The organism is Lacicoccus kunmingensis DSM 17847 (genome assembly GCF_059568765.1).
The window spans coordinates 291,963-313,944 of the sequence record NZ_JCANUC010000001.1 but is presented as its reverse complement, the minus strand read 5'-3'; the positions used below and the strand labels follow the sequence as shown (position 1 = coordinate 313,944).

Here is a 21,982-nt window from a genome sequence, read left to right as displayed (position 1 = left end):
GCTACTCATCTCTTGTTATACCAAACGCATTCAAAATCTCATCCTGTGTCTGGTTCATTTCTTTCTCATCTTCATCATTCATATGATCATATCCAAGCAAATGCAAAAAACCGTGAAGGGACAAGAAAAGTAATTCACGGCGATAGCTGTGTCCGTAATCGTCTGCCTGCTCTTTGGCACAATCTGTCGATATGATGAGATCACCGAGCGTTCTCGGCGCATCTTCATGAATCAGATTGAATTCGTCATCTTCCATTGCAAAAGAAATGACGTCGGTCACTTCATTTTTATCTCTGTACTGGTGATTGATACCGCGGATGGATTCACTATCCACAAATGACACACTGATTTCAGCATCGGCTTCAGCTTCCAATTTCTCATAGGCAAAGTTCAATAATCTATTAATCTCATTTTGCTCATCACTTGATGTATAGCTTTCATCATCTATAAAATCGACTGATAGCATAGTGCACCTCTATTCATATGCTTTAATTATTTTTGAAACAAGCGGGTGTCTGACAACGTCAGTTTCATCCATACGATTAACCGCAATGCCCTTTACTTTTTCAAGCCTTCTCACAGATTCAATCAGTCCGCTCTTAGAAGCACCCGGCAGATCAATTTGAGTTTCATCTCCCGTAACTACCATTTTCGAACCGAAACCGAGACGGGTCAAAAACATTTTCATCTGCATCTCTGTAGTGTTCTGTGCCTCATCAAGAATACAAAATGCATCATTCAGTGTACGTCCTCTCATGTAGGCAAGCGGGGCCACCTCGATAACGCCGCGCTCAATCAGACGGTCGGTCTGTTCTGTACCGAGCACCGTGTGCAGCCCGTCGTAGAGAGGTCTTAAATAAGGATCGACTTTCTCTTTCAAATCGCCGGGAAGGAAACCCAGATTTTCACCGGCTTCCACTGCCGGACGTGTCAGTACAATTCTTTTTACCTGGCCGTCACGCAGCATCTGGCATGCAAGGACAACAGCAAGGAAAGTCTTCCCTGTCCCCGCGGGGCCGATACCGAAAGTCAAATCATGCCGTCTAATATTTTCAATATACATTCTCTGCCCTGTGGTTTTTGCACGGATACCTTTTCCTTTAGTATCTTTTGCAATCACTTCATTATATAGATCTAATAAATATTCAATCGTGCCATTTTTAGCCATACTGGATGCCGATTGAACATCTCTTAAGTTTATTTTCATCCCCCGCTGGATGATTTTCAGCAGATGAATGAGCACATCTTCCGCAAGTTCGACATTTTCATCATCCGACCCACCTACTGTAATTTCATTTCCCAGTGTGTGGATTGTGACATCAAACTCGTCTTCCAAATAGGTGATATGCGCATCATTTGCCCCGATGAGTGCCTGAGCCTCTTCGAGACTATCTATACTTATTATATTAGGCATTTATAAACCCCTTTAAATTATATTGTGATTACATTAAATTTACCATTATCAAAACCCGACTGCAATGATTTCGGAAGGTAGTTTCACGTTTTAATTTGACCGTACATTACTGAATTGACGAATAAAGTTCATATGCATTTCAGGCTTAGAAAAGAAAAGTGATGGGTTCCGCCCTCTTGTTAATTAATAGCTTTCATCAAAGTATTTGCGATTGTTTTCATTCCACGGGTGTCAGGATGTGCACCCACTTTTGAATAGGTAGGCATCAGAACATTCTCTATCTCCAACGCAGCAGTCACTTCTTCCATGATTACGGCATAATCAGGTTTCAATAAATCACTTTGGATATTTATGATTCTTGTCGAGGGATTCCAATACTGCAATTCAATCATGAGCTTTGAAAAGGCACCGCCGAAAGTGTCCAGGTCAGCCTCGGTCCAGTCACTGTATTTAACAGTGCCTGCCGGCGAGTTTTTACCACTGTCATTTGTACCGCCAAAAACAATGATTACATCCGGCTTTGGTTCCAGCACCCTGCCTTGTCCCATTGTTTTATCAAATCTGCTGATGAAACTTCTGTAGCTTTCATCTGTATCACCGTTGTCGGCTTTATTACATACAGTCGCACCGCTCCAACTGTCATTCGTCATCAGTTTATTACCCGTCTGCTTTAAAAATAAATGCCACCAGGTTTGTTCAACATTCACTACCCCGGTCCCTCTGTCTGCATCATCTGAATACCAGAACTTCGCATCAGCTGGTATCCATCCTTTGAATGTTGTTATCGAGTCTCCTAAAAAACTGATGTCCAATGGTTTTGACTGTGAATGATCTGATTTGATCTCAAATTTTTTATTAACTTCATTCTTATCATTGCCTTTTAACTTTCGGATGAGACGGCCTAATTTCATATCTTCACATCACTCCCTTTTATTACTCGAAATCATACCATAAATATGAATTTGTACTTCTTATACAGTAATTTTAAACATAAAAATGAATCAGTCTCTTTTTATTTCATCCTTTAACAAATACATGCATGGGTATAATCATTTTATAACCTAGTTTTTCATATAAGTGAAAGCCTGCTTCGGTAGAACCCAATATATTTGTTTTGGTCTCGTTTTGTTCAGACTCTTTTAACATGAAGATACATAATTCCCTGGCCAGTCCCAGACCTCTATAATCTTGATCTGTATATATACGATCCAAGCAAGAGACATTGTTTTTTATTGACATGACACCGGTACACACAGGCCGGTCATCTTTAACAATGAAATAATATCTTAACTGTGCATCCTGTATTCTATCGGGATTAAACTTTTTGAAACCAAGAATGTTATTTATAGACTCTGCTTCCTCTTCTGTCCGAACTTCCTGCACTTTATATATTTTTTCTTGGAACAACTGATCTTTTCCAGAATATTTCATTAAATACTCCCTTGATCGGTATTTATATCCCAGCATTCCCATACGTTGGATCATACCATCATCATTAGAGAAAATTGTAACCCAATGTGGATAGTTGAGGGACTGTAGCTCTTTCGATGATGGATGGGAGTGACAATAATAAAAATACTCCAAATCACGTCCGTAAACTTTCTCCTGAAAATTTACGCTTTTTAGAGTGCCTGCTGTATTTACTTCAGTTAACAGAGTCTTTCGGCAATAGCTCCAGCCATTTATGAATGAAATTATAGCTTCTTCTATATTTTTATCCAATTCACACATAGCTACTCCCCTCTCTGTATGAACATTTTAATGTTTTCCATCTGAGTGATTGACAGATACACCCACACTATAAATAACGGTTGAATTAAAATTACTCGTATCCAATGATAGTAAGGGATAAGTCCATCGACACCGCCAGGTATATTTCCCGTATTGAGGGCATTATATATGTTAGCCGGCCAAATCAGAATAAAATAGAGAATGAGAATCATACCTGATGATTTATACGTCTTCTCAAATAAGAGCGTTATGGCGAACAGAAGCTCAACAACACCTGTCAGATAAACGATGGTTATCGGAAATGGAATGAACGGGGGTACCATTGCAGCAAGATTTGATGGAATAAAGAAATGACTGATGCCTATGAAACTGAGCATGGCACTCATAGAAAACCTTCCAATTTTCTGATAGGTAATGTTCACATAAAATCGTTTTAAAATGAACAATACTGTAAAACTGACTAATAAAATAAAAGTGGCCATTATTATCACCATGCTTTCCTTTTATATTCATGTCTGCAAAGTGTTTTTCATCAAATTATAAAAATCGTTAATTTCATGTGAAATATCTTCTTCTTCCAACATCCCTCGTACTCTCAGACCATATGAAAAGCTCATGAACATTTTTGCAGTAGATTGTGGGTCCAGTTCAGATTTAATCACCCCTGCTTTCTGTCCCGTTTCAACCCATGAAATAGCATTTTTAAGTGAAGCCTCATATATATTTGATAATAGTTCAATGATTACAGGATTATCTTTAAGACCTAATAAATAAATGAATATAATATTTCTCACATCATCTTTATCCGTTAAATAATCCAGGTGGCTTACTATCGCCGACAGCGGCTCATCTAATCCTGCTGTTTCTTTACTTGCCTGCTTAAAAAAACTGTCATCAACGTTAACTGAATGGTTTCGTAATATAAGACCATATAACTCCTCTTTACTCCTGACGTAATGATAGATGGCCCCTTTAGACAATCCAGAACGCCGAATGATATCCTGCAAAGTCGTTTTCTTACATCCTTTTTCCAATATTAAATGTTCTGTCGTTTCCATCAATTGTCGGAGACTCTTTGTCAGTTTAATCGGCTCAGTCATTAATATCATTCCTCTTTTTATTTTATATTACAAACCGACCGTCGGTTTGTCAAGGTGTATAGAGAAATCTTAATTGTAAATAAAAAACTTCCAGCCGGATCAGTTTTGATCACGGTTGGAAGTCTTCTATTATATCTATATTTGTTCTTTCCTTTTCAAAACCCCTAGAAGAATCGCACTGACAATCGTACCGACAAGAAGTGCCAGCAGGAACATCAGTACATTGTCACCAACACCGACTACGAAGATACCACCGTGCGGTGCCGGTATGGTTGCGCCCAGACCAAGTGCCATTGCACCCGCAACTGCCGACCCGACCATCATGGATGGAATTACACGGAGTGGATCTGCCGCAGCAAAAGGGATTGCCCCTTCGGTTATGAACGAGAGGCCCATCACCAGATTCGTCGGCCCTGATGAACGTTCTACAGGAGTGAATTTGTTTCTGAACACCACCGTTGCAAGTGCAATCGCAAGCGGTGGCACCATTCCGCCGATCATTGCAGCCGTAATCGGTTCTGGATTTCCTGCTGTCAGAGTTGCGATACTGAACGCATATGCGGCCTTGTTAATCGGACCGCCCATATCAATCGCCATCATACCGCCGAGAATCGCTCCAAGTATGACGATATTTGTGCCGCTCAAGTTTTCAAGGAATGAATTGAGTGCTTCATTCAATGCCGTTGCAGGCGGATCGATGATATAATACATGATTACACCAGTTAAAAATACGCCGAGTAATGGATAAATCAATACCGGTTTGAGGCCATCCAGTGCCTGCGGGAGTTTTTCAGTCAACTTTTTAATGGCAACCATCAAATAACCGGCAAGGAAACCTGCAACAAGACCGCCTAAAAAGCCGGAGCCCATCGTTGCTGCCATCAGACCACCGACCATGCCCGGTGCAAAACCCGGTCTGTCTGCAATGCTCATCGCTATGAAGCCTGCTAAAATCGGTACCATCAGCTCAAATGCATTGCTTCCGATGAAGTTGATCATCTCAGCTATCGGACTATAATCTGCATGATCCGGGTTTGCGGATTCTATACCCCAGAAAAAGCTGATTGCAATCAAAATACCACCGGCCACAACGAATGGCAGCATATTGGAAACACCATTCATCAAGTGTTTATAGATTGACGGTTTTCCTTTAGAGGAACTGCTCTGGCTGCTTCCTCCACCTGAACCTTCATACACTTCCCCCTGCCCATCAAGAGTGGACTGAATGAGTGCTTCCGGTCTTTTAATACCATCAGACACCGGCACTTCTAAAAGTCGTTTGCCATTAAAACGTGCCATTTCCACTTTCGTGTCAGCAGCTACGATTACGCCCGAAGCTTTCTCTATATCCGCTTCACTTAAAGGTTCTTTCACCCCGCCGGAACCGTTCGTCTCCACCTTGATATCAACATTCATCTCTTTTGCCTTGTTTTTCAATGCATCCGCAGCCATGTAGGTATGTGCAATACCCGTTGGACAGGCAGTAACTGCAACAATGTACGGTCTGTCTTCATTGCTGACGGCAGTTTCGGCTGTATCTTCCGATGGTTCCGATTCATCATAATGATCGATGGTGTTTAACACTTCATCAGCACTATCTGCTTTTAGAAGCCTTTCCTTTGCCTCAGGATTCATCAATATACCTGAAAGTTTGGCCAGTGCATCCAGATGTGTGGTCGCCTGGCCATCAGGTGCAGCAATCATAAAGAACAGATATGCATCCTGACCATCCAGTGAATCATAATCTATGCCTTCTGCACTGCGACCGAACATTATTGCAGGCTTTTTAACTTCCTCGGTCTGTGCATGGGGTATGGCGATACCGTCACCGACACCTGTTGTACTCTGTGATTCTCTTTTTTGTATCGCCGCTTCAAATTTACCGGCATCCGTAATAATACCGGCACTGTCCAGTTCATTGACCAGCTCTTTTATCACGGCATCTTTATCTTTTGCTTCTACGTTCATCTTGATGGTCTCTTTTGTCAGCAGTTCTGTAATTCTCATCTATATCACCCCGATTAAATTTTTTCGATTTTTACTTTGTCCAATAAAGAAATAATATCCTTAGATGTCGCAAGATCGCTGTTATAAGCAGTGGCGCTCCCTGCAGCCACCGCATGTTTCACCTGCTCTGTAATACCTTTGCCATGCTGGCTGATAAATCCGGCAACAGTCGAGTCACCTGCACCGACCGAATTGACAAGCTCTCCATCAGGAGGGGTCAGTTTCAAAGCATACTCTGCATTAACAAACATCGCACCGTCTCCACCCAGCGTGATCAGAACATTTTGAGCACCGCTCTCCAACAAAGCGTCGGCCGCATCTCTTATATCCTCTGATGATTTCAATGATTTTCCGGTGATCTGCTCAAGCTCGAACAAGTTGGGTTTGACCAGGTACGGGTTAAAAGGCAGTGTCGATGTCAGTTTCTCTTCTTCCGAATCTATAGAAAATGGAATTCCATTCTCATATAATTTTGCAGCCAATCTTTTGTACGCATCTTTGTGACCGCCGGGCACGCTGCCCGCAAATATCACATGGTCCTCCGGCTTGAGACTGGACAATTTTTCTTCCAAAGCTTTGAAATTATCATCTGAAATCCTGGGACCATCGGCATTAATTTCTGATTCCTGTGAAGTTTTAAGTTTTACATTGATTCTTGTATCACCCGACACTTCTATGAAATCATGTATTATATTTCTCTGTTCCAATTCAGATTTTATATAATCTCCGGTAAATCCGCCTGTGAAACCGAGTGCCGTCGTCTCAGCACCGAGTTCCTTCAAAATCCTTGATACATTGATGCCCTTTCCACCGGGGTACTTTTCAGTCAAAGAAGTGCGGTTTAACTCACCTTCTTTAAAATCATCCAGTTTCATAATATAGTCCACCGATGGGTTAAACGTCACGGTATATATCATTTACACCTCTCCTATCACGTTTGTTTCTTCTCCAATTTTTTTAACAAACTCAGACTTTAAGTCATTAGTAATGAGTGCTGCATCACCGAGCGCGGCAAATTTAACAAAGGCCGTCTTGTGAAATTTCGAAGCGTCGCCCAATATGAACTTCGCTTTGGACTGCTTCAATGCTGTCCATTTGATTGCCGCTTCCTCACCATCCGGCGTTGAATAACCATGAGCGCTATCTATGCCGTTTGTACCGATGAAGCATTTATCAAAGGACAGACTGTTCAGTTTATCTACGGCTTCTGTTCCGATAATTGCGTATGTCGTCGGTTTTACTTTACCGCCCAGCAGATATACAAGGTGACCTTCCCCGACCAGCGAACTGATCAAAGTGACACTGTTCGTCACAATCGTTAAATTCTTTTTATTGATGAAAGGCAGCATTTCATATGTACTGGTCCCGGCATCGATAAAAAGTGTATCACCATCTTCAATCAGTGCAGCCGCAGTTTTGGCAATCCGGATTTTATCCTTTAAATTCCTTACTGCTTTGTCTGTGTAACTGGCCTCACTCTCAATCCGGTCGATCGTCGCCCCGCCATGGATACGGGAAAGCAGTCCCTCATCCTCCAGGTGTGTCAGGTCACGCCGGATCGTTGCACTGCTCGTACCCGTCAGTTTTACAAAATCATTGATGGTACCGTTACCATTTTCATTTAAAAAATTTAAAATCGCTTCATATCTTTGTGTCGTTATCATATCTATCACCATCTATAGAATAATGCATTTACCAATCAAAATCAATCATAAACAATCATTTTCAATCAATAATTATAAAAAGCTGTACAGGACACACCTGAACAGCCTTAATATCAAACCAATGTTTTTCTGTTAAAAATAAAAATGCTCAATATGAAAACAAGTATAGAGGCTGAGAGTGTGACAGCCACAGGTGTAAGTGTATCGCTTAAATCCTTCTCCCCGATGATCAACTCCATATTCAAGGAAAGCAAATGCTGAGGTACAAACATTTCTATACTTGGAAATACTGTGAGTATCATCATGACGACTACTACTCCTATTATGGAAAATATCACCGCTATAAAATTTTTAAAAGCAGCGGAAAATAAAAATATCAGACTGATCAGGAATATTCCATAAAGCCATGTTGTGGATAATGCTGCCGGCAGATGATGCACTCTTTCATCAAAAAAGTATACTGTATATAAATAAGTGATCATGGCACTCATAAAATAAACAACAGTCCATATAATCAAAATGAATAATGCCTTTGACAATACAACATTATGCCGCTTCAACCCCTTTGTTAATAGATTGATCAGTGTCCGCCTGGAAATCTCGTTGGTCAATATACCACCGAATAACAACAGAAATACGATAAAGCCAAGCTGGTTGATGTGGCTGAAGAACTGCATATATGACTGGTCAGCGGTCGGTTCGGGTATCACCATTTCAATGCCGGAGTCCACGACTGCCGACTCCAGGATATCAGGCATTATGAGAACAATAAACGGACTGAGTACACCGATGATTAAAAAAGTGATAATGATTGCAAGCAATTTAAAAGTCTTCAAAGATTCCACAAGCTCTTTATTCAGCAGTGTCATTATCTGATTCACCGTGTCACCTCCAAATAAATATCTTCCAGAGATTTTTTGGAAAGTTCGAGCTGGGACGGCTGAATGTCCAGTGTATAAAGCAGTTGATAAAGGTCGCGTAAAGAAATATCAACTGCCCGATAGTTATCACCTTGTAAATGCAATAACTCGATTCTCTCAGACAAACTTTTGTATTCATTGCTGCCCAACTTGAGATCAATCCCCTTATCACCAAAATCAGTTTTAGATAAATCAATTTCCTTCACTATGTTGCCTTCGTATAAAATACCGGCGTGATCACTGATTCTTTCAACATCTGTCAGAACGTGCGTTGAGAATATCACCGTTGTTTCTACAGTAATATCTTTTAATATCTTCAGCAGCTCCATTCTTCCTTTTGGGTCGAGTGCACTGGTCGGTTCATCGCATATCAGAAGTTCAGGCTGATGTATCAGTGCCTGGGCCACACCAAGTCGTTGCTTCATACCGCGTGAATAAGCCTTGATTTTTGAGCACTCACCCGACAATCCGACAATACTAAGCAGGTAATCGATACGTGATTCTCTTTCATTCTTCTTTAAATCCGTCAGCTTTGCACATAACCTCAAATACTGTGGCGCAGTCATATAATTATAAAATTCCGGAACATCCGGCAAATAGCCGATATATTTGTTGGTCTCTGTATTACCAAAAGTGACTTTTTCACCGCATACATAAATATCCCCGCCATTTGGTTCCAGTTGTCCAAGAATCATATTCATGGTCGTAGTTTTACCTGAACCATTACTCCCTATAAAACCGTATATTTCATTTTCCCTGACAATTAAACTTAAGTTGTCAATCACATTTTTATCATTGAATGATTTCGACAAGTTTTCTATTTTTAATATATCCATATTATCTTCTCTCCAATATAAAATATAATACCGGACCGATAATATTGAGCAGCAGCACAATAACTATCCAGATTATTTTATTAAAATATTTGAAATGAGTCTGTCTGATGATCAGCACAAGCGCTGTAATCATCAAAATCACCTGCAAAAGAATAAGCGGTATAAGAAACACAATCCAATCGGATTCTGACAACACGGTATCACGCCCCTACTATATTTGATAAATCATGAATGATATTTTTAAATTCTATAGTATCTTTAATATGTTCGAACTGCGGATTCGACCTGACCTGAATCAGCACCTGACGCTTGAATGTATCGATATTGAGAGGTGCATTGTTTCCGAGGTCAAAATCTTTGATCCAGTCATCTATTTCATCAAAAAAATCATCTCCATGCAGGTAATAGTTTTCCATCATATTTTTAACGATTTTATTAAAAGATTTCAAGTAAGCTATGCAGCTGTACAGTTCATCTCTTTTGTATATTGCACTGGCCAGATAAAAGTTCATCATCGAATTCGGATGGAGATTATTTAGATCGAAAGTCTGCGCTATTTTTAATCCCCTGTCTATCAATTGATCAGAATTACTATGCACCTTATGCTGAATCATTACTGTCAGGCTGTTCATAATAAAAATGATATTTTGATAGACTTCAGCCTGCAACGTTTGGTTCGCCTGCATCCGCTCATCCTTCTGCAAATAAGATAATGATAATACTATATTGGCCGGTAATTTTGGCAGCCGCGCACCCTCCAGAAGTTCTATTACACTGTCATTTTGACCACGCTGCAAATAAATGGATGCCAAAAGGAAAGTTGCCTGCTCTTTTTCAAAAAGTGAATCGGAATGTTTTATTATACGACTGATATATTTTACAGCATTATCCTGGACAACTTTGGATTGAGGTTTTAACTGATGATGGTTCATTAAAAGTACACTGAACTGTAATAATAAACTGTAATCATTAAAATGTTTTCTTGCATATTCATCCACTTCAGCAACCGTAAAATCAAAAGGTTCGGTGGAAAATCTTCTTGAATAAAAGTGATAAAGTCTTTTAATATCTTCTTTGGTATGTTTTACCGAACTGTTCACCAATTCATCAATCGTCGTGTTAAACAGCTTGGACAGCTGTATAATGTAAACTACCTCAGGTATACTGTGGCCCTTTTCCCATTTCGAAATTGCAGCTTTACTGATATTAAGAAATTCCGCGACATCACTCTGTGTATAATTTAACTGTTTACGATGATTCTTTATTTTTTCTCCTATTAAAATATCGATGTGAAGCCCTCCTTATACATATTCTATAACAGTAAAAAGTGAATTTATACTTCTTATTTAGAAATTTTCATAATATAAATCAACCTAAGGTTGATTTATAGACATTAAAAAAGGACCTCAAAAGGGTCCTTTTAAATAATGATATTCAAATATATAATTACCCACCCACTGATCCAGAGCACATGAAATATTTCCATAATCCCGAGCTTTTTCGGCGTCCATCCTCTGTCATAAACACCCACCGCCCTGATAATACCGATTAAGAAGGCGATACCCAGTGTGTAGTGCCACAGCAGCATGCCGAGAAATAACACTGCATGATATATGTATGAAGCATTGCGGTACCTGATATTCTTCCGTTCTCTGACTATCGTCTTCACGACCAGTGCCGAACCGACAAAATAAAGTAAACTGACCAGAATTACAACAGTAATGCCAAGGGTCCATTCATGAGTGTTTAAATAGGCAATGCCCCCGCCCGCAATCGAAAATATGAGAATGGCTACAATGTCATTAATGATATTTCTTTCGTCCCTGATCATTGAAAAATAACTGGTTATCGCTCCTAATGGCATCATCGCCAAAAAGAAATAAATGATCCGGTACTCAACAAACAAAGGATAGATGAACAGCAGGACAGCAATTGCTCCAAACATCCCGGCTGCTTTCAAATATCCGTACTCCTTTTTCCTTTTCATCCGTTTAATGAACATCAAAACATGATCTGCTGCAAAAAACATGAGCATCCAGCCGATTCCGTACAATATTTGTGACGGGTGAAATCCTCCTGCTGCAATACCAAGAATAAGCGGCATGAACATCATTGCCCACGCACCGTGTTGATTTTGTTTTTTGAATTTCATAATGTCACCTCTTAACACTATTATAAATTAAAAATAATCATTCATAATAATGCTTTTGGTACATTTTTGTGAATAATTAAACATAAAAAATAAGCTCAATATAAATGAGCTTATTTTTCTACTTTATCATTTTTTTCGTATCTTCCTCACGCTCCATGACTGCTCTCGCAAATGGGCACTCCGGAACGATTTTCTTATCTTCGTCTTTGGCATACTCGATGACCATATTGACGAGTGTGCTGCCGACGCCCTGGCCGCTCAGCTGATTGGCGACTTCTGTACTGTCAATGATCAGATCACCGTCATCGTCGACTTTATAAGAAACGTAAGCTTCAGGGTTTAATTCATCCTCACCTACGAAAAACATATTCTCGCCTTTCTTAATATCTATATCCACTATTCACACCTCCTGCTTAATACTTCTATTCTCTTCATTGTACTATTTAAAACATAAAAAACACATATCAATAAATTGATATGTGTTTTGAATACTATCTTTTCGACTTGGGTTTGCCTAAAATCTCATTAAAAATAATACCGTTAACAACAGCTTTTTTATCGAATGTAAGATCTCTTGAAGTGAAACCTTCACTCTTCTTTTTGTCGCGTTCGTGCATTTCTGTGCGTTCATCACCATATGTGTAGCGTGCTCTTTCGGTAATTTCCCTGCCGATGCCTTCAGCGGACCCAGCCACTTCAACATCATCTTTCGCATCATGCGCACCGGTATATACACTGTCTCTTGCTCTTGATGCTCTTTCAGGCTGTCTTCTTTCAACCGGTTTTTTATCTTCATACGTTTTATTCTGAGATCTTTGACGCATAGAAGCTTTTTGTTTCTCACGCTGTCTTCTGTCCTCAAGATTTTGACGCTCTTTTTCCACCCGTCGTTTTATGTTTTCTTGTGACATTTTGCGGGATTGGCTTTTCGTCTCTGTTTCTGGTTCGCCCATCGCCTTATCGTATTCTTTTTTGAATTCACGTTTCAATTCGTCAAAAAGACCGCCTGACTGTTCTCTTTCCGGTTCACTATTAGCCGGTCTGCGACGTGGCGCCGCACGTCCTGGCCTTTCCATTTTACTCGGGTCGATATTTCTTTTGCCTTTACTCTTGTCACCTTTACTGGCTATGACAGAATATATTACGCCGCCTGCAAATATTAATAGGGGCAGTAACGCTTCCATAATATCACGACCTATTCTTCTTCTTCGTTGTAACGAGTCGGATTAGTCATTTTATTGATAGAATCTCTCATACTGGTGTCTGCTTCGACATTTTTCAAATCGTAATACTCAGTGACACCAATATTGCCGTCTTCAAGTGCTTTAGAAAATGCAAGTGGTACTTTAGATTCTGCTTCCACCACTTTCGCCCTCATTTCTTGAACGCGGGCTTTCATTTCCTGCTCCTGGGCAACAGCCATTGCACGACGTTCCTCAGCTTTTGCCTGTGCAATGTTCTTATCAGCTACAGCTTGCTCAGTCTGCAGGTCTGCACCAATGTTTTTACCGATATCCACATCTGCGATATCTATGGATAAGATTTCAAAAGCAGTACCGGAATCCAGCCCTTTGGCAAGTACTGTCTGAGAAATCCGATCTGGGTTTTCAAGTACATCTGAATGTTTTTTCGAAGAACCGATAGTGGATACAATACCTTCACCTACACGTGCCACAATCGTATCTTCTCCTGCACCACCAACGAGACGGTCGATATTTGCACGTACTGTAATACGTGCTTTCGCTTTAACTTCTATACCGTCCATTGCCACACCTGCTATAAACGGTGTTTCAATAACTTTCGGGTTTACACTCATTTGAACTGCTTCTAAAACATCACGGCCTGCAAGGTCGATCGCCGCACAACGCTCAAATGTTAAATTGATATCTGCACGGTGAGCTGCAATCAGAGCATCAACCACTCTGTCAACGTTACCTCCTGCGAGGAAGTGAGCCTCGAGCTGATTCGTATTCAAATCAATACCCGCTTTATCACCTTTAATCATCGGCTCAATGACACGTTTCGGTTTAACACGTCTTAGACGCATACCTACCAATGTGAATATTCCCACTTTGACTCCGGCAGCAATTGCTGAAATCCATAAACCGACCGGGACAAATGACAGGATAAATGACAATACGATAAAGATTACAACAATTAAAAATATGACTGTTAATAATCCACCGGATATAAACATTAGATCCATGTAAAACTCTCCTTTAAATTAGTGTTATTCTTCAATAGGACGGACAACGACTCTGGTTCCTTCAACATGTATAACTTTAACTTTCTTATCCGCTGTAATAAAAGACCCTTCAGCAACAGCATCTATTCTTTCCTCTCCGTAACGTATCGTTCCTGATGGTCTGAGCGGTGTAACAGTAATTGCTGTTTCACCAACTAAATGTGAACGATCATCAAATGATGTGTACCCGGATTCTGTATCTGTCGCTTCATTCAGAATCAATCTGTTTAAAAACGGAATTTTTCTTTTCTTAGATTTGATAAGCCCCACCACCATAAAGGATGCAATAATAATTATAATCAGCAGAAAAATTGAATACATAATCATATTTCCGCTGACAAGAACAATACTGAGTAGCAGTAGAATGACCCCAAGTATTCCCAAAAAGGTACCGATTACAAAAAACTCTATAATAATCAAAAATGCACCGAGTACAAATAATGAGAGCGCCAGGAGATTACTGCCTTCTATAAGTAAATGCCCGGAGAAAAATAAAATAATAGCAGCGATAGAAAGTAAACCATAAAAATTGAATTGTTCAGAAAATAGTTGCATTACCAGTCCGATAATGAAGACAGCTAGTAATATAAAGGCAATTACAGGCATAGTAATAACATCCCTGAATGTATTCACAATATTTCCTATCAAAAATGTATCAATTATCGCCATGTAAATCCCCTCCATTTTCATTATACATATAAAAGGTATAAAAATAAATATACTGTGCTATTACGTATGAAAAAAGACAGTACTATATAAAATAGTACTGTCTTTAAATATGATAAATTATCCGAGGGAGGATATATTATCTAAATTTACGTTTCCTTGCTGCTTCAGACTTCTTCTTACGCTTAACACTAGGTTTTTCATAAAATTCTCTTTTACGGGCTTCCTGAATTGTGCCGTTTTTTGAGACATTACGCTTAAAACGTCGTAGTGCATCTTCAATAGGTTCGTTCTTCTTAACGTTTGTTTTAGTCATAAATTTCCCTCCCTCCGAATAAACAAAAGGCTAATCTGAACATAGCATTACTATGTACTCAAATATTATAATATAAGTAACTTTTTAGGTCAACTTAATTTTAATAATTTGATTCAGATATACCGCCTGTAACAATTTCAATACCGCTGGATGCGCCGATGCGTGTTGCACCGCTCTCGATCATTTTCATGGCATCTTCAGCTGAACGGACACCGCCGCTCGCTTTAACGCCCATTTCTTCACCGACAGTCATACGCATTAAAGTCACGGCTTCAACAGAAGCACCTTCGCCGTTGAAACCTGTGGATGTTTTAACGAAATCTGCGCCGGCTTTTTTACTCAGTTCACTCGCTTTGACAATTTCATCGCTGTCGAGGAGCGCACTTTCAATGATTACTTTAACCAGTGCATTCGTTCCTGCAGCATCGCACACTGCTTTAATGTCATTGAATACCAGGTCATCGTTGCCTGATTTCAGTGCACCGATATTGATGACCATGTCCACTTCATCCGCACCATTCTGTATTGCATTCATTGTTTCGAATGCTTTCACTTCAGATGTTGCAGCACCGAGCGGGAATCCTATGACAGTACATACTTTAACGTCAGTGTCCTGTAAAAGATCAGCCGCAGTCTGAACCCATGCCGGGTTGATGCACACACTGAAAAAGTCATATTCTTTTGCTTCCTGACATAACTCGAAAATCTCATCCTGAGTCACGGCGGGTTTCAATAAAGTATGGTCGATATACTTTGAAACTTTCATGATTTAGCCTCCAAATAAATTATATTGTACGCTCAAGATAAGCGTAATTTTTAACCATCGGTTTTTCCAGTACCTTGACGATTTCGCCATGGCTTAAAGGATAGCCTGGCTTTGTAACTTTGACTTTTACAAGTTCTCCAGTCAATGATTCATCACCGTCTATTGCTATTTTCATATAATTGTCCGCATGTCCTACAAGCTTCCCATCTTTAAATTCTTCAGGGATAATTTCCAGAACATCGTCTTCGAATCCTTCGGCGTACTCAAGTGCAAGTCGGTCTGACAGATCGATCAGCCTTTGGACGCGTTCATTTTTAGTATCATTATCAATCTGATCTTTCATTTTGGCTGCAGGAGTGCCCGTACGGATGGAATAAGGGAAAACATGAAGCTCTGAAAAATGATGTTTATCGATAAAGTCATATGTTTCCTGGAACTCTTCTTCTGTTTCTCCCGGAAAACCGACAATCACATCACTCGTGATCGCTACATTCGGCATGATTTCTTTCAACTTCAATATACGAGATTCAAAAAATTCCATAGTATATTTTCTTCTCATGCGCTTTAATACTGTGTCACTTGCAGACTGTACAGGTACATGCAGATGTCTTACGATTTTGTTGGAATCTCTGATGACATCCATGACTTCATCAGTCAACTGACTCGCTTCAATACTGGAGATTCTCAGACGATTAAGCCCGTCGATTTTTTCCAGATCTCTTAAAAGCTGGGCAAGATTGTAATCTTTCAGATCTTCACCATACCCACCAGTATGAATACCGGTCAGAACGATTTCCTTATACCCTTCGTCTACGAGATTCTGTGCCTGTTGTATTACTTTTTCAGGGTCTCTTGAACGCATTAACCCACGTGCCCATGGGATGATACAGAATGTGCAAAAATTATTGCAGCCTTCCTGAATTTTTAAAGTCGCACGTGTACGGTCTGTAAAATATGGTACATCCATCTCTTCATATGTACGTTTTTTCATGATGTTCTTGACGCCATTGATTGGCTGGCGTTCTTCATGGTACTGATTGACATAACCCAGAAGCTTATCTCTGTCCTCTGTACCAATGATTATATCGACGCCTGCTATATCCATGATTTCTTTCGGTGAAGTCTGTGCGTAACAGCCTGTAACAGCAATCACAGCATCCGGGTTCTTACGGATGGCACGTCGGATCACCTGTCGGCTTTTCTTATCACCGGTATTCGTCACAGTACATGTATTGATGACGTAGACGTCAGCATTCTTCTCAAAATCTATTCTGTCATATCCATCATCTTTAAATATTTGCCACATCGCTTCTGTTTCATAATGATTCACTTTACAGCCAAGCGTATGGAATGCGATTGTTTTCTCATTCATATATATCAAATCTCTCTTAAAAATATTATGATAACTTTAAACATAATATCATAATATATATGGACCTTCAATCAGGCCTATTCATATATATAGCTCATTGAAGACAGGAAATATAACGGCGCCGATTCAGCTCTAAGTATTCTAGGGCCTAACCTCACAGGCGTAATCGCGTCGTAAAAACCGACTTCACTCTCTGTAAGCCCACCCTCCGGACCGAAGATGAAAGCGACTGTACTGTCTTCCTCGAACCTTTCTAGCTTGTTCAGAGATAACGATTCATCATCTACATTTCCCTCGTAAGCAATGACAGTATGGTCAAAGGCCGTAAAATCAATATGTTTCAACTTATGCGCAAAATCTACTTCAGGGATGATTGTACGCTTGCTTTGCTCGCTGGCCTCTTTGATCACTTTTCTATAGCGTATCAGTCTTTTTTCTTTTTTCTTTTCATCCAGTTTGACGATACTCCGGTCGGCTTCATAAATAATGAACTGAGCTGCTCCAAGCTCCGTGGATTTTTGGAGCATCCATTCAAATTTCTCACCTTTTAACAGTGGACAGAAAATTGTAAACCGAATTGGCATTTCAGAACTGTTTTCATATTTTTCAATCGGTTGATAAATTACAGTCTGCTCTTCAACATTAACAATTTTACATAAAAATACATTCTTATCCCTGTCTACCATTTCAAAGGTATCATCAACACGAAAACGCATCACATTTATCATATGATGCGTATCTTCATTAATCACTTCAAAAGTTTCTTCGGTATTCAGTTGATCAAATGTGAAATATCTCTGCATGGCAATCATACCTTTTCCGCTAATATACTTACCCAGCCGCCATCTTCCAGAATTTCATTAATTATAAAGCCCGCTGCCGTCATCTTATTAACGAGCTCATCACGTTTCTCAACAATGATGCCGGACGCAATAAAGTAACCATTCGTATTCAACTTATCATACGAATCAATGATCATCTCTTCTATGATGTGCGCCAGGATATTGGCAATCACTATATCATACTGACCTTTTTCATCTTTCAACAAATCTGCAGTTTCCAGATTGATATCTTTTTCACAGTCGTTGATTATGAAATTGTCATATGCCACTTTAATGGATAATTCGTCGATATCAGTGGCTTTGATGGATCTTGCCCCCATCAGATGTGAAGCAATCGAAAGTATGCCGGAACCCGTCCCAACATCGATGATGTTATGTTCAGGTTTGACAATACTTTCTATAAATTTCAGGCACATACTCGTTGTCGGATGGTCACCCGTTCCAAAAGCCATACCCGGATCCAGCTTAATCAGACGGTCTGATTCTTCATAGCTGTAATCTTCCATCTCCCATGAGGGCACTATTACAAACGTATCTGACACTCTGAAACTATGGAAGTATTTCTTCCATTCATTTTCCCAGTCAGATTCTTCTATGATTTTACGGTCGATATCAATATCTTCTTTGTTTATAAGATCTGTTTGAGTAATATATTCCTCAATCTCTTTTAAACGATCATCGATATTCTGTGTTTCATCAAAATAAACGACCAGTCTGATATTTGATTCGGGGTAATCTTTTGGATCCAGCCTGAACTTCTCATCGAAGTTGTCCACCTTTTGTTTCAGTATATCTATAGAATGTTCGACGGAGACACCTTTGGATATTGTATTTAGAAAAATTGAGAGTTTTTCTTCATTTTCTTCTACGGTATGAATTGCCACTTCATGCCATTTCATCTTTAATCTCCTTTAAAGAAACGTTTTGTCCGGTCGAAAATATTTTCCTGCTGCTCATTAATCTTTTCGCCACCCTGTTCAGCCAGGCTTCTAAAGATTTCAATTTCCTCATCTGAAAGTTTAGTCGGTGTAACCACTTTAACAGTAATGAACTGATCGCCATAACCATAGCCATGGACGTTCTTGACCCCTTTTTCTTTCAAACGGAATCGTCGGCCTGTCTGAGTTCCTGCAGGAATAGTCAACACGACTTCAGAACTGATTGTAGGTACTTTTATTTCATCCCCCAGTGCTGCCTGTGCAAATGTAATCGGCAGTTCATAGTGGATATCATCTCCGTCACGTGTGAATCTTGAATCCGGTCTGACACGAAAAACAATATACAGATCGCCGGAAGGTCCGCCGTTTGCACCTGGTTCACCATGCCCTTGAACACGGATCTGCTGGCCATTATCAACACCTTCAGGGACTGTAACTTCGATATCTACATCTTTTGTCACTGTTCCTGTACCTTTACACTTATTACAAGGATCCTTGATTTCTTGGCCTGTTCCTTGACATGTCGGACATGTGCGCTCTGTCTGTATACGTCCGAATGGTGTATTTTGTTCAACCGCCACACGGCCGGCACCGCTACACATGCTACAAGTCGACTTGGATGTACCCGGTTTCGCACCGTTACCATCACAAGTATCACATGTAACCTCTTTTTTGATTGTTATTGTTTTTGTGACCCCAAATACAGCTTCTTCAAAATCAACTGTCATCGTATACTGCAGGTCATCACCTTTACGGGGAGCATTTGGATCAGCCTGACGGCCGCCGCCGAAAAATGAACTGAATATATCTTCGAAGCCGCCAAAACCACCAGAGCTTTGGAAGCCGCCACCGCCGCCTCCAAATTGTGATTTCATGCCTTCGTGACCAAAGCGATCATATTGCGAACGTTTATTCTCGTCCGATAATACTTCGTATGCTTCTGCCACCTCTTTAAATTTCTCATCCGAACCATCTTCCTGATTTATGTCCGGGTGATATTTCTTTGATAATTTTCGGTATGCTTTTTTTATTTCATCTTTTGATGCACTTTTTTCTACACCAAGAATTTCGTAGTAATCTCTTTTAGCCATCCAAATATCCCTCCAACTTCCAAATCATAACATTTAAAAAAGTCAAAGCCAAATGCTATTGGCTTTGACTTTGATTTCACTGATTATTTTTTATCTTCCTCGTCATCTTCAACTTCTTTGAAGTCTGCATCTACAACATCATCGTCTTTTGATTCATTGCCTTCAGCATTTTCACCAGCTTGTTGTTCTTGTGCCATTTCTTCATAAAGCTTCATTGACATAGCTTGAAGGATTTCTTCAAGTGCATCTTTCTTAGCATTGATTTCTTCAAGGTCTTCGCCTTCTAATGCTGTTTTAAGCTCTTCTTTAGCAGCTTCTGCTTTTTCTTTCTCATCTGCTTCGACTTTGTCGCCTAAATCTTCGATTGTTTTATCAGTTGAGAATATGAGCTGATCCGCAGCGTTGCGTGTTTCAACTTCTTCACGGCGCTTCTTATCTTCTTCTGCGTTATCTTCAGCTTCTTTCACCATTCTGTCGATATCATCATCAGTCAGGTTGGAAGAAGACTGGATTGTGATCTTCTGCTCTTTACCAGTACCCTGATCTTTTGCAGTTACGTTTACAATACCGTTTTTATCAATATCGAAAGTAACTTCGATTTGAGGTACACCGCGTGGAGCTGGTGGAATATCCGTCAATTGGAAACGGCCGAGTGTTTTGTTGTCACTTGCCATTGGGCGCTCACCCTGCAATACGTGGATGTCCACTGCCGGCTGGTTGTCTGCCGCTGTTGAGAATGTTTCTGATTTACTTGTCGGTATTGTTGTATTTCTTTCAATTAGAACAGTTGATACGTTACCCATCGTTTCGATACCAAGTGATAATGGCGTTACGTCAAGAAGTACAACATCTTTAACGTCTCCAGATAACACACCGCCCTGGATTGCAGCACCCATCGCTACAACTTCGTCAGGGTTTACACTGCGGTTAGGCTCTTTGCCAATTTCTTTTGTGATTGCTTCTTGTACAGCTGGAATTCTTGTAGAACCGCCAACCAGAATAACTTCGTCAATTTCATCTTTGCTGATGCCTGAATCTTTGATTGCCTGTTTTGTCGGCTCCATTGAACGTCTAACCAGATCATGTGTCAGTTCTTCGAACTTCGCACGAGTCAGTGATGTTTCCAGGTGTAATGGACCTGCATCACCAGCTGAAATGAATGGTAATGAGATTTGAGTCGAAGATACACCAGATAATTCTTTCTTAGCTTTTTCAGCTGCATCTTTCAAACGCTGCATTGCCATTTTATCATTTGATAAGTCGATACCATTTTCTTTCTTGAAAGTATCCACAAGATAATCAATGACTACATCATCAAAGTCGTCCCCGCCAAGACGGTTGTCACCTGCAGTTGCAAGTACATCAAACACACCATCGCCAAGCTCAAGGATGGATACGTCAAAAGTACCGCCACCAAGGTCGAATACCAATACTTTCTGGTCAACTTCCTGCTTGTCTAAACCGTAAGCTAGTGCTGCTGCAGTCGGCTCGTTTATGATTCTTTCAACTTCAAGACCTGAAATTCTACCAGCATCTTTTGTAGCCTGACGCTCAGAGTCATTAAAGTAAGCTGGAACAGTCACAACAGCTTTTTCTACTTTTTCACCTAAATAGCTTTCAGCAGTTTCTTTTAAATTTTGAAGAATCATAGCTGAGATTTCTTGGGGTGTATACTCTTTATCACCAATTTTTTCTTTATGGTCAGTACCCATATGTCTTTTGACTGACATTATTGTATCAGAGTTTGTGATTGCCTGACGTTTAGCAACTTCACCCACCTGAATCTCATCATTTTTGAATGAAACGACAGAAGGTGTTGTACGGTTACCTTCAGCGTTTTGAATTACCTTAGCTTCTCCGCCTTCAAGAACGGATACTACAGAGTTTGTTGTTCCTAAGTCGATACCAATTACTTTACTCAT

The 21,982-nt window shown here is 40.1% G+C and carries 25 protein-coding genes and 1 pseudogene; all 26 read right to left on the bottom strand.

Annotated elements, in window-relative coordinates:
- Window position 1: 1 nt before the first annotated feature.
- Window positions 2–466 (bottom strand): rRNA maturation RNase YbeY, encoded by a 465-nt coding sequence (gene ybeY, locus BO48_RS01590; protein WP_496365678.1) that lies wholly within the window; start codon window positions 464–466, stop codon window positions 2–4.
- Window positions 467–475: 9 nt separating this feature from the next.
- Window positions 476–1,414, bottom strand: a complete 939-nt coding sequence (locus tag BO48_RS01585; protein ID WP_496365677.1) for a PhoH family protein — start codon at window positions 1,412–1,414, stop codon at window positions 476–478.
- A 179-nt stretch (window positions 1,415–1,593) separates the two neighbouring features.
- Entirely contained in the window at window positions 1,594–2,325 is a 732-nt protein-coding gene (locus BO48_RS01580) for an SGNH/GDSL hydrolase family protein (protein WP_496365676.1), read from the bottom strand.
- Window positions 2,326–2,431: 106 nt separating this feature from the next.
- Window positions 2,432–3,145, bottom strand: coding sequence for a GNAT family N-acetyltransferase (locus BO48_RS01575; RefSeq protein ID WP_496365675.1), 714 nt, complete (start codon window positions 3,143–3,145; stop codon window positions 2,432–2,434).
- A gap of 2 nt (window positions 3,146–3,147) precedes the next feature.
- Entirely contained in the window at window positions 3,148–3,531 is a 384-nt protein-coding gene (locus tag BO48_RS01570) for a DoxX family protein (RefSeq protein WP_496365674.1), read from the bottom strand.
- Between the two features lie 123 nt (window positions 3,532–3,654).
- Window positions 3,655–4,245, bottom strand: coding sequence for a TetR/AcrR family transcriptional regulator (locus BO48_RS01565; protein ID WP_496365673.1), 591 nt, complete (start codon window positions 4,243–4,245; stop codon window positions 3,655–3,657).
- A 135-nt stretch (window positions 4,246–4,380) separates the two neighbouring features.
- Window positions 4,381–6,252: a PTS fructose transporter subunit IIABC gene (locus BO48_RS01560; RefSeq protein ID WP_496365672.1), complete on the bottom strand. Its 1,872-nt coding sequence runs from the start codon at window positions 6,250–6,252 to the stop codon at window positions 4,381–4,383.
- Window positions 6,253–6,266: 14 nt separating this feature from the next.
- Entirely contained in the window at window positions 6,267–7,169 is a 903-nt protein-coding gene (gene pfkB / locus BO48_RS01555; protein WP_496365671.1) for a 1-phosphofructokinase, read from the bottom strand.
- Window positions 7,170–7,916 carry a DeoR/GlpR family DNA-binding transcription regulator gene (locus tag BO48_RS01550; RefSeq protein WP_496365670.1) on the bottom strand — a complete coding sequence of 249 codons (747 nt, stop codon included), beginning with the start codon at window positions 7,914–7,916 and terminating at the stop codon, window positions 7,170–7,172. It abuts the gene before it with no gap.
- Window positions 7,917–8,029: 113 nt separating this feature from the next.
- On the bottom strand, window positions 8,030–8,797 hold the full coding sequence (locus tag BO48_RS01545) for an ABC transporter permease (RefSeq protein WP_496365669.1): 768 nt from the start codon (window positions 8,795–8,797) through the stop codon (window positions 8,030–8,032).
- Window positions 8,794–9,672: an ABC transporter ATP-binding protein gene (locus BO48_RS01540; protein ID WP_496365668.1), complete on the bottom strand. Its 879-nt coding sequence runs from the start codon at window positions 9,670–9,672 to the stop codon at window positions 8,794–8,796. Before BO48_RS01540 ends, BO48_RS01545 begins: the two co-directional genes overlap by 4 nt.
- 1 nt (window position 9,673) lies before the next feature.
- Window positions 9,674–9,865 carry a PLDc N-terminal domain-containing protein gene (locus BO48_RS01535; protein WP_496365667.1) on the bottom strand — a complete coding sequence of 64 codons (192 nt, stop codon included), beginning with the start codon at window positions 9,863–9,865 and terminating at the stop codon, window positions 9,674–9,676.
- 7 nt (window positions 9,866–9,872) lie between these two features.
- A complete protein-coding gene (locus BO48_RS01530; protein WP_496365666.1) occupies window positions 9,873–10,775 on the bottom strand; it encodes a hypothetical protein in 903 nt (300 codons plus the stop codon).
- Window positions 10,776–10,778: 3 nt separating this feature from the next.
- A pseudogene (locus BO48_RS01525) lies at window positions 10,779–10,937 on the bottom strand (helix-turn-helix domain-containing protein); the annotation flags it as partial.
- 155 nt (window positions 10,938–11,092) lie between these two features.
- A complete protein-coding gene (locus BO48_RS01520; protein ID WP_496365665.1) occupies window positions 11,093–11,824 on the bottom strand; it encodes a YwiC-like family protein in 732 nt (243 codons plus the stop codon).
- A 118-nt stretch (window positions 11,825–11,942) separates the two neighbouring features.
- Window positions 11,943–12,221, bottom strand: a complete 279-nt coding sequence (locus tag BO48_RS01515) for a GNAT family N-acetyltransferase (protein ID WP_231634432.1) — start codon at window positions 12,219–12,221, stop codon at window positions 11,943–11,945.
- Between the two features lie 94 nt (window positions 12,222–12,315).
- Window positions 12,316–13,008 carry a hypothetical protein gene (locus BO48_RS01510; RefSeq protein ID WP_496365664.1) on the bottom strand — a complete coding sequence of 231 codons (693 nt, stop codon included), beginning with the start codon at window positions 13,006–13,008 and terminating at the stop codon, window positions 12,316–12,318.
- Between the two features lie 11 nt (window positions 13,009–13,019).
- Entirely contained in the window at window positions 13,020–14,030 is a 1,011-nt protein-coding gene (floA, locus tag BO48_RS01505; protein ID WP_496365663.1) for a flotillin-like protein FloA, read from the bottom strand.
- Between the two features lie 24 nt (window positions 14,031–14,054).
- Window positions 14,055–14,738 (bottom strand): NfeD family protein, encoded by a 684-nt coding sequence (locus tag BO48_RS01500; RefSeq protein WP_092987836.1) that lies wholly within the window; start codon window positions 14,736–14,738, stop codon window positions 14,055–14,057.
- 136 nt (window positions 14,739–14,874) lie between these two features.
- Entirely contained in the window at window positions 14,875–15,051 is a 177-nt protein-coding gene (gene rpsU / locus BO48_RS01495) for a 30S ribosomal protein S21 (RefSeq protein ID WP_052256435.1), read from the bottom strand.
- A 100-nt stretch (window positions 15,052–15,151) separates the two neighbouring features.
- Window positions 15,152–15,817, bottom strand: a complete 666-nt coding sequence (deoC, locus tag BO48_RS01490; RefSeq protein ID WP_496365662.1) for a deoxyribose-phosphate aldolase — start codon at window positions 15,815–15,817, stop codon at window positions 15,152–15,154.
- Between the two features lie 19 nt (window positions 15,818–15,836).
- Window positions 15,837–17,189 (bottom strand): tRNA (N(6)-L-threonylcarbamoyladenosine(37)-C(2))-methylthiotransferase MtaB, encoded by a 1,353-nt coding sequence (gene mtaB, locus BO48_RS01485; RefSeq protein WP_496365661.1) that lies wholly within the window; start codon window positions 17,187–17,189, stop codon window positions 15,837–15,839.
- A gap of 77 nt (window positions 17,190–17,266) precedes the next feature.
- Entirely contained in the window at window positions 17,267–18,001 is a 735-nt protein-coding gene (locus tag BO48_RS01480) for an RsmE family RNA methyltransferase (RefSeq protein ID WP_496365660.1), read from the bottom strand.
- Window positions 17,998–18,930: a 50S ribosomal protein L11 methyltransferase gene (prmA, locus tag BO48_RS01475; RefSeq protein WP_496365659.1), complete on the bottom strand. Its 933-nt coding sequence runs from the start codon at window positions 18,928–18,930 to the stop codon at window positions 17,998–18,000. Before prmA ends, BO48_RS01480 begins: the two co-directional genes overlap by 4 nt.
- A gap of 2 nt (window positions 18,931–18,932) precedes the next feature.
- On the bottom strand, window positions 18,933–20,060 hold the full coding sequence (gene dnaJ, locus BO48_RS01470) for a molecular chaperone DnaJ (RefSeq protein WP_496365658.1): 1,128 nt from the start codon (window positions 20,058–20,060) through the stop codon (window positions 18,933–18,935).
- 83 nt (window positions 20,061–20,143) lie between these two features.
- Window positions 20,144–21,982, bottom strand: a complete 1,839-nt coding sequence (gene dnaK / locus BO48_RS01465; RefSeq protein ID WP_496365657.1) for a molecular chaperone DnaK — start codon at window positions 21,980–21,982, stop codon at window positions 20,144–20,146.